Origin of the sequence: Rhodococcus sp. 27YEA15, from assembly GCF_049739425.1 — a bacterium.
Classification (GTDB): Bacteria; Actinomycetota; Actinomycetes; order Mycobacteriales; family Mycobacteriaceae; genus Rhodococcus_F.
The window spans coordinates 78,764-92,595 of sequence record NZ_JBMHHW010000001.1; the positions used below are offsets into that span (position 1 = coordinate 78,764).

At 63.3% G+C, this 13,832-nt stretch carries 13 protein-coding genes; 10 read left to right on the plus strand and 3 right to left on the minus strand.

Annotation, left to right across the window (positions count from 1 at the left end; genetic code table 11):
* Positions 1-138 precede the first annotated feature (138 nt).
* Complete coding sequence (locus ABH922_RS00350; protein WP_424805040.1) at positions 139-714, minus strand: TerD family protein; 576 nt, start codon at positions 712-714, stop codon at positions 139-141.
* Positions 715-948: 234 nt separating this feature from the next.
* On the opposite strand from ABH922_RS00350, the gene ABH922_RS00355 reads away from it, so the two are divergent.
* The 10 genes from ABH922_RS00355 to ABH922_RS00400 all read left to right on the plus strand — a co-directional run bounded on the left by ABH922_RS00355 (position 949) and on the right by ABH922_RS00400 (position 11,367).
* Positions 949-2,085 carry a hypothetical protein gene (locus tag ABH922_RS00355; RefSeq protein ID WP_424805041.1) on the plus strand — a complete coding sequence of 379 codons (1,137 nt, stop codon included), beginning with the start codon at positions 949-951 and terminating at the stop codon, positions 2,083-2,085.
* A 96-nt stretch (positions 2,086-2,181) separates the two neighbouring features.
* Positions 2,182-3,339: an HpcH/HpaI aldolase/citrate lyase family protein gene (locus ABH922_RS00360; protein ID WP_424809510.1), complete on the plus strand. Its 1,158-nt coding sequence runs from the start codon at positions 2,182-2,184 to the stop codon at positions 3,337-3,339.
* Entirely contained in the window at positions 3,336-4,637 is a 1,302-nt protein-coding gene (locus ABH922_RS00365) for a phosphoribosyltransferase family protein (protein WP_424805042.1), read from the plus strand. The genes ABH922_RS00360 and ABH922_RS00365 overlap by 4 nt, the downstream gene beginning before the upstream one ends.
* The gene (locus tag ABH922_RS00370; protein ID WP_424805043.1) at positions 4,634-5,743 is read left to right on the plus strand and encodes a cysteine protease StiP family protein; all 1,110 of its coding nucleotides are present in this window, start codon (positions 4,634-4,636) and stop codon (positions 5,741-5,743) included. Before ABH922_RS00365 ends, ABH922_RS00370 begins: the two co-directional genes overlap by 4 nt.
* 44 nt (positions 5,744-5,787) lie before the next feature.
* On the plus strand, positions 5,788-6,609 hold the full coding sequence (locus ABH922_RS00375; protein ID WP_424809511.1) for an HAD family hydrolase: 822 nt from the start codon (positions 5,788-5,790) through the stop codon (positions 6,607-6,609).
* A gap of 29 nt (positions 6,610-6,638) precedes the next feature.
* Complete coding sequence (locus ABH922_RS00380; protein WP_424805044.1) at positions 6,639-8,126, plus strand: TerD family protein; 1,488 nt, start codon at positions 6,639-6,641, stop codon at positions 8,124-8,126.
* Positions 8,127-8,289: 163 nt separating this feature from the next.
* Positions 8,290-9,189 carry an SGNH/GDSL hydrolase family protein gene (locus ABH922_RS00385; protein WP_424805045.1) on the plus strand — a complete coding sequence of 300 codons (900 nt, stop codon included), beginning with the start codon at positions 8,290-8,292 and terminating at the stop codon, positions 9,187-9,189.
* 46 nt (positions 9,190-9,235) lie between these two features.
* A complete protein-coding gene (locus ABH922_RS00390) occupies positions 9,236-10,462 on the plus strand; it encodes a TerD family protein (RefSeq protein WP_424805046.1) in 1,227 nt (408 codons plus the stop codon).
* Entirely contained in the window at positions 10,383-10,790 is a 408-nt protein-coding gene (locus ABH922_RS00395; RefSeq protein WP_424805047.1) for a hypothetical protein, read from the plus strand. The genes ABH922_RS00390 and ABH922_RS00395 overlap by 80 nt, the downstream gene beginning before the upstream one ends.
* A 121-nt stretch (positions 10,791-10,911) precedes the next feature.
* A complete protein-coding gene (locus ABH922_RS00400) occupies positions 10,912-11,367 on the plus strand; it encodes a tellurite resistance TerB family protein (RefSeq protein ID WP_424805048.1) in 456 nt (151 codons plus the stop codon).
* A 5-nt stretch (positions 11,368-11,372) separates the two neighbouring features.
* On the opposite strand, the gene ABH922_RS00405 is transcribed toward ABH922_RS00400, so the two are convergent.
* Entirely contained in the window at positions 11,373-11,684 is a 312-nt protein-coding gene (locus ABH922_RS00405; RefSeq protein WP_424805049.1) for a 2-oxo-4-hydroxy-4-carboxy-5-ureidoimidazoline decarboxylase, read from the minus strand.
* 126 nt (positions 11,685-11,810) lie between these two features.
* On the minus strand, positions 11,811-13,790 hold the full coding sequence (locus tag ABH922_RS00410; protein ID WP_424805050.1) for an amino acid transporter: 1,980 nt from the start codon (positions 13,788-13,790) through the stop codon (positions 11,811-11,813).
* Positions 13,791-13,832: the final 42 nt, after the last annotated feature.

The window sequence follows — 13,832 nt, forward strand, 5'->3', positions numbered from 1 at the left end:
GAGCGTAGCCCTTTCTATTTGGTCAATGCAGTGTGGTTACTGCACGCGGATTCTCACCGCATCCGGCGTGCGAAACGGGGAGGGTTCCACACATTACTGTGGAACCCTCCCCGAGTCAGCACACAGGGATCGAACGGATCAGACGTTGACGCCGTAATCCCGAGCTATACCGGCCAAACCGGACGCGTAGCCCTGTCCGATTGCGCGGAACTTCCACTCCGCACCGTTGCGGTAGAGCTCACCGAACACCATGGCGGTTTCGGTGGATGCGTCCTCCGACAGATCGTAGCGAGCGAGCTCGTTTCCGTTGGCCTGGTCGACGATGCGGATATAGGCATTGCGGACCTGGCCGAAGGACTGGGCGCGAGCCTCGGCGTCGTAGATCGAGACGGGGAAGACGATGCTGTCGACCTCGGCGGGCACTGCGGCGAGGTTGACGTTGACCTTCTCGTCGTCACCTTCACCTTCACCGTCGGTGTTGTCACCCTGGTGTTCGATGGACCCGTCCGGCGAGCGCAGGTTGTTGAAGAAGATGAAGTGCTGGTCCGAGAGAACCTTCTTGTTGGTGCCCGCTGCGATAGCGCTGGCGTCGAGGTCGAAGGCCGCGCCGGTGGTGGAACGCGCATCCCATCCCAGTCCGACAACCACCGCTGTCAGGTTCGGAGCCTCCTTCGTGAGAGAGACATTGCCGCCTTTGGTCAAGCTGACGCCCATTCAGGGGTCCTTTCAGGAGAAGTGTCATGACCACCGCCGTGCGGAGCCAGATGGGTGTTACCCCCACCACCCTAACGGGAATCGTGATGACTGCACCGTGAGTGTGCTCGTCGACGGGGAGAGAACGACGAAGACCCGTAGTATTCAACCGTGGTGGGCAGATGGACGGAGCGCTTCAACCGAGGCGCGCGATCGGGGGAAACGGTCAGTCGGGCGCGAGAGGCGCAGACGGCCATGGTTTCCGCGTTTCTGGACATGGACAGAAGGCAGACAATCGCGGCGGCGGCAGTCGACGCCTCCGCCGAACTCTTTCCCGAACGAGGACTGGGGCGACTGTGGGAGCCCGTTCGTGACCAGTGCTTTCAGGCCGGATCCGATTACCTCGCGGCCACCGAGCGGTTCGGAAACGATCACGTGTTGCATCAAGACCCGAACGGGGCCAGGCTGGCGTTTCAGAACTCGGTTCGTCAGCTGGTCGACGCGGCGCAAGGGGTGGACGCGTTCTACAACGCCCATCGTGGACACCTCGAGAAGGCAACGTCCACGATGTCGACGATTCCGGTTCTCGCGCAGCAGGCCAAGACGGTGGCGCAATCGGCCCGAAATGCACTGGCAGCCACCGAACAGCGCTACCGCGAATATCCGTCGGTGGTCGCCGCGTCCGAGGAGTTGGAGACGGCGATCGCCGCGCTCGATTCGGCACGCTCGCGTGGGCGGGCCGAATCCGTGCGGTCCGACGCCGAACGGGTACGAGAAGCAGCATCAGCGCTCGAGGACGCGGTAAAGCAGGCACCGGACACGCAGCGCCGAACCGAGATGACAGTCTCGTCGGTGTCGACGAGACTGTCTGCGGTGCGGACCAGAGTAGATCGACTGGATCCCGCGTATTCGGCACTGTTACGGGAGTTCAATGCCGCCAGTTCCGCTGATCTGGTGGACAACAGCAGCCGAAGCCGAACCCACATCGATCAGGCCGACATCGATCTACGTGAGGCGAAGCAGTCGCTGGCCGCAGGCAATCCCGAACATGCGCTCGCACTGATGGCGGAGGCACGCTCACATCTCGCCGATGCCGAAGCCTGCGTCGACGCCGTGACGAACAGGTTGTCGACGTTGCGGGAGGTTCGGGCGGACCCGGCCAAGAAAGAGCGTGAGGTCCGGTTCCGATTGAAAGACGCACAGATGTTCGCTGTTAACCAAGGGTTGGTGGCGCAGTGGGGTTCGGTGCTCGATGCTCAGATAGCGCGTCTCGAGCGCGCGAGCGCCTCGCTGACGGGAACTCATCCGGACTACTGGTCGTATGTAGTTCAGTTGGATTCCGTGGAGGCGTTCATCGGTGAGACCGTCGAGAAGATGCGGGCACGCCCCTGACGAGTCGTGCCGGTCGTTCATCGAGACTTGCCGCACGGAAAGTGCGGTGGCGGGGAAATGGTTCGTAGGTGGTATCAGGTGACGGAGAGTAGGGACATGCGGCATTTTCATCACCTCGAGGAGGATCTGCGGCACACGCTGTTCCTGCACGAACCGCACTCGTTCGTCGACGGTGACGATCGAGATCTGTTGGCGCTCGCGTTGGGCGCCACCCTCTACGTGCCGGCGACCAGAGCGGGCCTTGCCGACATCGTGGGTAAACGCGCAACCGAGGGCGTGAGTTCGATGGTTCTCGACCTCGAGGACGCCGTGGCCGACCATGAGGTGGACGATGCGCGCGCAAACGCCGTCCGGGCATTGGATGCGTTGGCGGAGACCGACGCGGCGAGCATGTTGTTGTTCGTGCGAGTGCGCGCTGTAGGGGACATCGACAAGGTGGCCGCGTCGTTGACCACAGGCCGAGCTGCGCTGACGGGCTTCGTGATCCCCAAATTCGGCAGCGATACCGGAGCGGTTTTCCTCGACGCGGTTGCTGCCGCATCCGAACTTCTCGGTAAACATCTGTACGCGATGCCGGTACTGGAATCGCCGGCACTGGTGCATCGCGATACCCGTGACCGTGAATTGTGCACCATCAGCGGCATACTCGCCAGACATCGTGATCGGATTCTGGCCGTTCGGATCGGTGCCACCGACATGTGCGGCACGTTCGGAATTCGACGGGACCGCGACCTGACCATTTACGACGTCCGGGTGATCGTCGACGTCATCGCCGATATCGTGAACTATCTGGGCCGCTCCGACGGCACCGGATTCGTCATCACCGGTCCGGTCTGGGAGTACTTCGCCGATCACGAGCGCATGTTCCGTCCGATGCTGCGAGCAACCCCGTTCGAGGAACACGACGCCGTTCTCTTCCGTCGCCACCTCGTCAGCCGCGATCTCGACGGACTGCTCCGCGAAATCGCCTTGGATCGCGCCAACGGAATGCAGGGCAAGACGGTGATCCATCCGTCGCACGTCGCAGCTGTGAACGCACTGTCTGCCGTCACACACGAGGAATACCACGATGCGCTCGACATTCTCGGCGGAGACGACGGCGGAGTTCAGGCGTCGGGATACCGAAACAAGATGAACGAGATGAAACCGCACCGTAACTGGGCTCGGCAGACCGCTCTGCGGGCGCAGGTCTTCGGAGTGACGAACAAGGGGATCACCTTCGTGGACCTGCTCACCGCATTGGTCGATCGATGACCGGAACCTCCTGGGCCACTCAGCGATTCGGACTCGATCTCGTTCATCACGATTCGTCGACTGGACGCACGATCACGGATCTGGTGACGCCGGGCTTGCGTCGTAATCCGAAACGAGCGCACCTGCTCGTGTCGACGGTACTGGGTAAACACGTCCCCACCGCACCGGCGGCGGTGATCGGGGCCGGTGAAGATCTGGCAGATCTGGTGCGAGCCGACCTAGGTGCCGGCGTCGACGTGCTCGTGCTCGGATTCGCCGAGACGGCAACCGGTTTGGGTCACTGCGTGGCGACACGGCTGCGGGCTCGCTGCTATCTGCACTCGACCCGGCGCGAGGTACCCGGTGTGGAAACCGTGGCAGGTTTCGAGGAGGGTCACTCGCACGCCACCAGCCATCAGTTGCAGCCGACGTCGGTGGAAATCTTCGGAGGTGACATTCCGCTCGTGTTGGTCGACGACGAGATCTCAACCGGAGCAACGGCAATCGATGCGATTCGTGCCTTGCACGGCCATTTTCCGCGAAGGCGCTACGTGGTGGCGTCGCTGGTGGACATGCGTACCGACGAGCACCGGCGTGTCTGCGACGAGGCTGCCGCCGAACTGGACGTGCAGATCGACTACGTCAGCCTCGCACGAGGATCGACAGTGCTCCCGGCGGACTTGACCGAACGGGTGACGGCTCTCGAGGCCCCCGAACTCAATCCGATCGGTGAGCGCCACGGAACGCTGTCCGGCGTCGAGTTGCCTTGGCCGGCATCGGTACCCGACGGCGGCAGGCACGGATTCCTGGTGACGGACAACGCCGCCTTCGACGCCGGCATCCGCGCCGCGGTCGAGGTGTTGGTCAGCCTCGTGGAACCGTCCCGGCCCGTGATCGTCATCGGTCACGAAGAGCTGATGTACCTTCCGTTGCGGATCGCGGAGAGTTTGGAAGCTGCTGGGCGCAGAGTCCTTTACCAAACCACCACGCGCTCGCCCGCGTACGTCGTCGACAGCCCGAGATATCCGCTGCGTCGGGGATTCACGTTCGTAGCGCCGGAAGCCGGGCAGGATGCTCCTCGATTCGTCTACAACGCGAGATGGCCCGACCCCACCGTCGACGCACTGGTGGTGCTCGTGGTGGACTCGCCGGCCGACACCGACAGATTGACCGGCCCGGACGGGGTCGTGGAAGTGCTGCGCAATTCCGGGACCGACGTGCTGGTCGCGACAGTACGGGGGGCTGATCCGGCGGCGCTCCGCGCCGTCAGAGCCGATCCGCCGGTTTCACGAGATTTCAGAGCAGGAGCGCACGCGTGAACGAACCATTGACCGGCCCCAAGTTCGGATCCTACGCGTCAGGCGAAGTGAAGTGGCTGCTGAAGGACCTTTCGCACGTGGATCTCGAAGCTGATGTTCTGCTGCGGGAGAAACGTATTCAGTCGGGGCAGGCGCACTATGCGGAATCGCTGCCCGTCGAGTACCAGCCGGACCAGGCCTACCGCGAACTGTTCGACACCGTTCTCGAGAACAGTGCGGTACGACTGGCTCGTGCTGTCGGCACGGTGACCGATCTGGTTCTCGCCGAACGTGGAAGCAACATCACCTTGGTCTCGTTGGCCAGGGCGGGCACACCGATCGGCATTCTCATGCGAAGGTGGGCGCAACACACTCGCGGAGTGACCCTGCCGCACTATGCGGTATCGATAGTGCGAGGCAAGGGTATCGACACCGTCGCGCTGGACTACCTGGCACATCATCACGACTCGGAGAACGTCGTCTTCGTCGACGGGTGGACCGGGAAAGGCGCCATCGCCAAGGAACTCGACGTGGCACTGACCGACTACCACGTTGCCGGTGGTGCACACTTCAACTCGGATCTCGCCGTACTTGCCGACCCAGGTCACTGTGTGCGAACTTACGGCACCCGTGACGACTTCCTCATCGCATCGGCGTGCCTCAACTCGACGGTCTCCGGACTGGTGTCCCGCACAGTCCTCAACGACGACCTGATCGGACCGGCCGATTTCCACGGCGCCAAGTTCTATGCCGATCTGGCAGAGGCGGACGTGTCCAATCGGCTGCTCGACGTGGTCTCGTCCCAATTCGACTCGGCACGAACGGGTGTTGCCGACGATCTGGCCGAGGTGCTCGCCTCGGACCGGACGCCGACGTGGTCTGGATGGGAGTCGGTGGAGAAGGTACAGGCCGACTACGGCATCGCCACGGTCAACTTCGTCAAACCCGGTGTAGGCGAGACAACGAGAGTTCTCCTGCGCAGACTTCCCTGGAAAGTTCTCGTTCGGGAAGCGGACGCACCGGAACACGCACACATCCGATTACTGGCACGCGCCCGTGGAGTCACCGTCGAGGTGGTGCCGGGGCTCGCATATTCCTGCGTCGGACTGATCAAGGACGTGACGTGAACGTGCCGTCGCCGGCGTTGATCGCCACGGACCTGGATCGAACAATGATCTACTCGAGCGGCTCGATGGGGCCGCCGCCGCATACCTCGCCGGTATGTGTGGAGCACTATAACGGCGGGCCACTGTCCTTCATGGCCGTCGACGCCGTCGACCTCCTCACCGACCTCGCTACCCGGGTACCGGTGGTTCCGGTGACGACACGAACGATCGCCCAGTTTCAACGGATTGATCTTCCCGGTGCTCCCTGGCGCTACGCGATCACCAGCAACGGCGGAAACGTACTCGTCGACGGTGTTCCGGACGCGCAGTGGCGGAAGGTGATCGAGCGCAAGAGCAACGCCGGTGCGGCGACATTGGCGGCGATCGAGGCCGAACTTCGGTCCCGAATCAGCGATTCCTGGGTCAGTTCACTACGGGTTGCCGACGAATTGTTCGCCTACCTGGTCGTGGATCTGGACGCGATGCCCACACAGTTCTTCGGGCAATGGCGACAGTGGTGCGCCGAGCGCGAATGGAACGTCTCGCGTCAGGGCCGCAAGATCTACACGATGCCCGATTCGGTATCCAAGTCCCAGGCGCTGGCCTACGTACGCGGCCGGATGATCGAGGCCGGGGAGTTGGCCTCCGATGCCACGGTATTGGCCGCCGGAGACGGAGCGCTGGATGCCGACCTGCTCGAATACGCCGATGCCGGGATCAGACCCCGGCACGGTGAGCTCGAAGAACTGGACTGGAATCGACCGACCGTTACTGTGACAGGAGCGTCCGGTATCGCGGCGAGTACGGAGATCCTGAGTTGGTTCTGCGCACAAACCGATGCGGCGTCGGCGCTCGATCGACGAGAATCCGAACAGATTCTCGAGTAGTTCACGCACTTTCCGTGAAGGGGAATGAGTTGTCTGTATCGCTTGCCAAAGGCCAGAACGGCCCGTTGAACGTTTCGGACGTCGTCGTCTCGGTGCAACTGGCCGCAGCCGCCGACCTGTCTGCGCTGCTCGTGGCAGGCAACGGGAAAGTACGTTCGGACGCCGATTTCGTGTTCTTCAACCAGCCCACCGGACCAGGTGTGCAGTTGATCCCCAATCCTTCCGGTATCGCCGCCTTGCGGATTTCGCTGGCCGGGGTGCCCTCGGATATCGAGCAGGTACGTGCCGTCATCACCCTCGACGACACCACGTCGAACTTCGGGCGTACCGCCCCGCCGATCGCCCGGGTGGCCGATGCCGCCGGAACCGTCCTCTACGAATACGTGATCGAAGCGCTCAGCACCGAATCGATCGTCATCGCGCTCGAGGTCTACCGGCGCCAGGGTGCGTGGAAGATCCGCGCAGTCGGCCAGGGATACGCCGGCGGATTCGCTGCCCTGGTCACCGATCACGGTGTGTCGGTCGACGACGCACCGGCGCCCCCCGCATCGACGCAGGCGCCCCCGATCGCGCCCCCGGCGCCTGTCACGCCACCGGCCCCGGTGCCACCGGCCCAGCCGTATCAGGCTCCACCAGCCCAGGCTCCTCAGCATCAGTCGTACAGCGCAGCGCCCACTCCGCCGCCGTACACCCCACCTCCCTCGTACAACCAGCAGCCCGGCTACAACCAGCAGCCCGGCTACAACCAGCAGCCCGGCTACAACCAGCAGCCCGGCTACAACCAGCAGCCCGCCTACAACCAGGGGCCGACACCGCCGGCATATCCGCCGCCGGCATACAACCAGCAGCCACCCGCAGCGCCGCCGCAGGCCGTACCGCAGCCACCCGCCGCCCCGCAGCCACCCGCCGCCCCGGGTGAGGTCAGCCTCGTCAAAGGGCGCACCGTCAGCCTCACCAAGGGGCAGAAAGTCACCCTCCGCAAGGAGGGCGGCGTAGCCCTGACGACGATCCAGATGGGACTGGGCTGGGATCCGATCAAGAAGAGTGGCCTTTTCGGCAGTCGCACCCCGGACGTCGACCTCGACGCATCCGCACTGCTGTACGCCGATGGAAACCTTGTCGACGTCTGCTACTACGGGCAGCTCACGTCCAAGGACGGGTCGATCCGTCACATGGGCGACAACCTCACCGGTGCAGGCGAAGGTGACGACGAGGTCATGCTCGTCGACCTTCAACGCGTTCCGGCACACGTGAACGCGATCATCTTCACCGTCACGTCGTACCGTGGTCAGACTTTCGAGCAGATCGACAACGCGTTCTGCCGGTTGGTGGACACCACCACCAACTCCGAGCTGGCCCGCTACACCCTGCAGGGCGGTATGCGATACACCGGACTGGTGATGGCGAAGGTGTACCGAGTTGCAGGCGAGTGGAAGCTGCTGACCGTCGGTGAAGGCATTCAGGCCAAGCATGCCGGCGAGGCCGCTCCTCAGCTCGGCCGGTTCCTCACCCCGTAACCGGCAATCGCTTCCCATCGGAGTTCTCGTTCGAGCTCTGGTGGGAAGGTCCGCTTTCTCACCTCGTCATCGGTTAACCTCACCAGCAGACGCAGCACTGCCACCACGGCGTGCTGCGTCTGCTGTGAACGGCCACTCGGGCCGATTGCGATGACGAGAGGGTATGGCGCAGTTGACGATCAATCGAGGTAGCCGAATCTCGCGTGTCATGGCAATCGTGATCGGTGTGGTGCTCTCGACCGCGATACCGGGAGCCGGTGCCCAAGCGTCGACCCCCGTCCTCGACGGATCGCACACGCCGATCAAATACGTGGCACTGGGCGACTCACGAGCGTCCGGGCCGCGGCTGGAACCGATGTACTCGGATTCGTGTTCGCGGTCCTACGAGAACTATGCGGGCAAGATCGCGCGCGATCTGGGTTCGGTCGAGTTCACGGATGTGTCCTGCAGTGCGGCGCGCGCGGAGAACGTCATCGACACCCCTCAGCGCATTCCCAATTACTGGCCGGTTCAGCTGGACGCTGTTCATCCTGACACCGATCTGATCACCGTGTCCATCGGCGGTAACGACTCCAACAACCTGTTTCTCGGCCCGCTGTGTGTCTCACCGGCACCGGACACGGACCGCGGCTGCCGCTACGACCCCTTCACGGAATGGGTGGCGCAATCCGGGATCGACCGTGCGACGGCATCTCTGGATCGAGTGCTCGGCGCCGTCACCGAACGGGCTCCGAACGCCCGGGTCTACCTGATCGGCGAAGGTGGCATGGTGGGACCGCGCGGATGCTGGCCGAACTTGCCGTTCTCGGACGCCGACGCCGTCTGGTTCACCAACTACTTCACGCGATACACGCAGCAGTCCACCGCAGTTGCACAGGCGCACGGGGTTCAGGTGATCGACATCGCCGCACCGAGTATCGCCGGTGGACACGACGCGTGCGCCGAGCCGGAGCAGCGGTGGTTCGAAGGGATGTTCTCCGAGTCGACGGCGCAGCGGCTGCATTTCACCGATGCCGGGATGCGAGCTGTCGCAGACCGCGTGCTCGCGGACTTCGCCGGTTGAGCGCTTGCAGGTTCGGCTGTGCATGGCATAGTGCGTGACTGTGGCCATGACATTCGTTCCAGGGCAGAATGCCCCACTGTCGAAGTCCGCGGTGATCTTTCGCGCCTTCAGCCGGGCACCCTTGGATCTGTCGGTACTCGTCGCCGATGTAGATCAGCGGGCCCTGTCGGCGCAGGACTTCGTCTTCTACAATCAACCCGCCACCGCCGGTGTGCAACTCGACGGCGAAATGGTGCGCGTGGATCTCGATCAGGTTTCCGATGATGCGGTGACCGTTCTGTGCATCGCGAGTCTCGATCCCGCAGCGCCGACCACGGGTTCCGGTTCGCTCGAAGGGCTTTCGACCACTCTCGGTGACAGTTCCGGAGCGCTGCTCGGCGAGTTCACGATTGCACCGCACGTCACCGAATCGGCGGTGATCTGTTGGGAGTTGTATCGGCGCCGGGGTGGATGGAAGGTTCGTGCGGTCGGGCAAGGGTACGGCGGCGGTTTGACCGAACTCCTCACCGTCCACGGCGTCGAGGTGGACGACGCGCCGACGAACACGACTTCCGCCTCGAAACGCGGTGATTCGGACATGGTTCCGTTGGAGCCGGGACGTGGGCTCGAGCGTATCTGGATGATCTTCGAGGATGCGTCGAGATCCGCAGCGTCACTCGTCTCGAGTAGCGACTACGCCCTTGCCCGTTTGGACGACGAACTGACCCTGGCGGTAGCCGAACCGTCGGCGCGAAACTCTCCCCGCGGTGTCGCTGCCCGGGAAGCCGCGCAACGACGTCACGACGAACTGGTCGAGGTCGCCCGGGCAAATCACGAGCGGGACAGCCTTCAGCTCATCCGCGAGCTGTCCGTCGTCGACTCCGAGCTGCCGGCGGCGATGGCGTCGTGGCAGTCGCCGGTGTGGGCGAGGATGAACACCGATCACGATCTGACGTCGACCAGCGAAGGACTACGACTCGGGGAGTTGTCGGCGCCCGATCGCAGCGCCCTGAAGATCCCGTATTGCCTACCGCTGCCACTGCGCCGCCCGATCTGGGTGGACAGTTCGGGCCGGCGGTGCCGCGGTAGGGGTAGTGGGAGCACTGGCGGTGCGGATCCTCGCCGCCGGAGTGATGCCGTTACTCGACGTCGTCGACCTGACCGGTTCGTTGGCCACACTGACCGAGCGGCTGACGGGGATTCTCGCCGGGCCGGTGATCGCCGACCACTCGGCGATCACCGCACGTCTGACGTCGTTGGTCGCCGCCGTCGACACCGAGGCGCTGGCGCGTGAGAGCGGAATGGGCGATGTGGGCAGTTCCGTTCGAGTTCTCGTTCTCGGCGACTTCCCGCACGGATACTCGTCCGAGGACATGGCGATGGTGGGGTATCTCGCCGAAGAAGGCAATACGATCGGGCTGTCGATTCTACTGGTCGGCGAGTCGGGCTCGGCGTCGATGGAGCCGACATCCGCGCGTTTGGCCGATGTCTGCCTGCACCTCTCGGCGATCGGAGACGACGAAGTCCACGATCCGTGGACCGGCACGGCGTGGCGTTTCGAACCCGACCGACTCGACCCGGCGAGTCAAGCGCACGTGCTTGCTCATTTCGGGCGGCGCTGACATCGGACGAGCGGCGGGGATATCTCGTGTCCCCGGACCGGGTGAATTGGCGGATCGGTCCACACGCGGGCACAGTGGAACTGCGTCCGCGCTCGGTGGACGCCGGACCCTGAGGAGACCGATGGCATTCTGGGATCAATTGAAAGCCAAGGCGAAAGAGATGAACAGTCAGCTCGCCACCAAGACCGGTCAGTTCCGGAACAAGGAATTCGCCAACGCCAGCATGGCGATGTGTGCGCTGATCGCAGCGGCGGACGGTTCGATCGACGAGTCCGAGCGCGCGAAAACCGCGGCCTTGATCGCGAGCAACGAAGCACTGGCAGTCTTCCCGCCAGACGAGTTGCGTCAGAAATTCGACTGGTACTGCAGCAAGTTGTCCTCGGACTTCGAATTCGGGAAAGTCGAGGCCACGGCGACGATCGCCAAAGTGAAGTCGAAGCAGGATCAGGCACGGGCGGTGATACAGATCGGCATCATCATCGGCGGCGCCGACGGGAACTTCGACCAGTACGAGCGCGCGGCAGTCCGCGACGCGTGCTTCGCCGTCGGCATTGCTCCAGCCGAATTCGATCTCTGACGACGTCAGTATTCGGGGTAGCCGCCCTCCGGCCCGAGCATGCGCTCGATCCGAGCGTGTGTGACAGCCGTCAGGACGGTTCCCCGACCGACAACGTTCGACCGGTTCGGGAAGATCCGCTCGATGTCCTCGTCGGAGAGATGCAGTATCGCATCCTCCGCTCGCGTATGTACGTCCTCATGATTCGCGAAAGGCCTTCCATCGCTGACCCATTGGGCCCACGTCAGCGAGCCCGCACATTCGAAGAGTGCATACACTGCCTTCTGTCTGGACAGTTCGTTGAAATGATCCAAGCCGATCGACTGATGAAACAACACGCCGCCTCCACTCGATTCCGCCTACCCGCTACTGTCGCCGATGCTGCACCCTTCGATCCGCCGAGGAAAGACTTGATCACCGAATTATCGAGTTCTTAACACAGCGGCGCGATCTCGCCCTTCGGTTCAGACGACGTGAACGTTAGGTCGCAGCGGCGGCCGCGGTTCGGCCCGGCGCAACACCTCTCTGGTGACGGTGGCTGTTTCGCCGTCGCCGAAGAGCAGGAACCGCAGTAAGTACACCAGCGGGTTCCCTTCGGTCCATTCGAAATACGCGTTCGGTATCACGGCACTGACATCGCGAGTTCGAAGGAGCACCGCGGCGATCGTGTTGGGCACCGCGGGACTGTCGACCCACAAGATCCGATGCTCACCGCGGCGCCGGCCGTGAATGAGTAGATCTGCAGTGAAATCCGAGGAATCGGTGATATTGACTTCGAGGAACACGATCGACTCCGAGGCCGGAATGTTACTCCGCGCCCGCATCCGGGTTTCCTTGCACCAGTACTCGTCGTCGCCGTCGTCGTGGAGATGATCCGTGTCATGGGCAACTATCGTCAGATAGCCTTTTTCCGCGGATTCTCGAATGAAATCCATTGCCGTTTCGTCGAATTCGACTTCAGTGGTTCTCAGTTCGAAAGCTCGGAAGACCCGAGACAGGAACGAGACCACCAGAATGGCCGCGATGAAGAACGACGCGACCTTCACGCCGTCCGGCCGTTCCACGATATTCGTGACCGTCGTGTAGACGAACATCGCGGCGATGAGACCGAAACCCGCGAACAGTGCCCGCTGCCCGCGCCGTCGCGCGGACAGCGCCACGGCCACCGAGGCGGACGAGATGAGAACCAGTACACCGGTCGCGTACGCGGAACTCTGCGCGTCCACTCCGGCCTGAAAGTAGATCGTGACCACCACAGCGATGACGGTGAACATCAGAACCAGGGGCCTGGCAGCCCGAGTCCACGACGGCGCCATGCCGTATCGAGGTAGGTAACGCGGAACCAGATTCAACAGTCCGGCCATCGCCGACGCGCCGGCGAACCAGAGAATGAGGATGGTGCTGAGATCGTAAACGGTGCCGAACGCCGATCCGAGATAGGAGTGCGCGAGAAACGCCAGGGCTCGTCCGTTTGCGGAACCACCCGGTTGGAACTCGTTCGCCGGAATCAAGATCGTCGTCACCAGACTCGAGGTGAGCAGAAAACCGCTCATGATCAGTGCTGCGGTCGTCAACAGCCGTCGCACACCCGTGATGCGCCCGGTCGGATCAGCCTCGGTATCGCCCTTACTTCCCTGGATTTGCGGCATCACGGCGACACCCGTCTCGAACCCGGACAATCCCAGCGCGAGTTTCGGAAACACGACGAGTGCCAGCAGAATCATCATCAGCGGATTGCCGTGGTCGACCGTCATCGCGCTGGTCCAGTCCGCTACCAGCGACGGTGCGGTGATCACGTGCCATGTGCTCACCGCGATCACCACCACGTTCAAGGTGAGATACAGCGCCACCAGTGCGACCGCGATACCGATCGCCTCGGTGAACCCGCGCAGGAACACCGCAGACAGCAAGCCGAGCAGTACGAGCGTGATGATCACCGCGTGCCCCGTCAGGAACCCCGGAGCCAGTGGATTCTCCACCAGATGTGCAGTGGCGTCGGCCGCCGACAACGTCATGGTGATGAGGAAATCGGTGGCGGCGAAACCGAGAAGGACGAGCACCAGGAGCTTTCCCCGCCACTTGGGTAGCAATTTCTCGAGCATCGCGATCGATCCCTCGCCGTGCGGACTCTCGCGGGCCACTCGGCGGTAGACGGGTAGCGCGCCGAAGACGGTGAGCAGAATCAGGACCACCGTCGCCAACGGAGCGAGACTGCCTGCAGCCAGTGCGGCGATACCAGGTTGGTAGCCGAGGGTGGAGAAGTAGTCGACCCCGGTCAAGCACATCACTTTCCACCAGGAGTGACGGTGCTCCGTGGTGGGTACCACTCGGTGCGGGCCGAGGTATCCGGCCGGCTCCTCCGTGATGTCGGCGAGCAGCCACCCTCTGACCTTGGTTCGTGCCCCACGTTTTCGCTGTACGTGCTCGCCGTTACTGCCCACCATGCGATCGCCTTCCGGACCGGCTTCGATGAATCGTGCGTACGA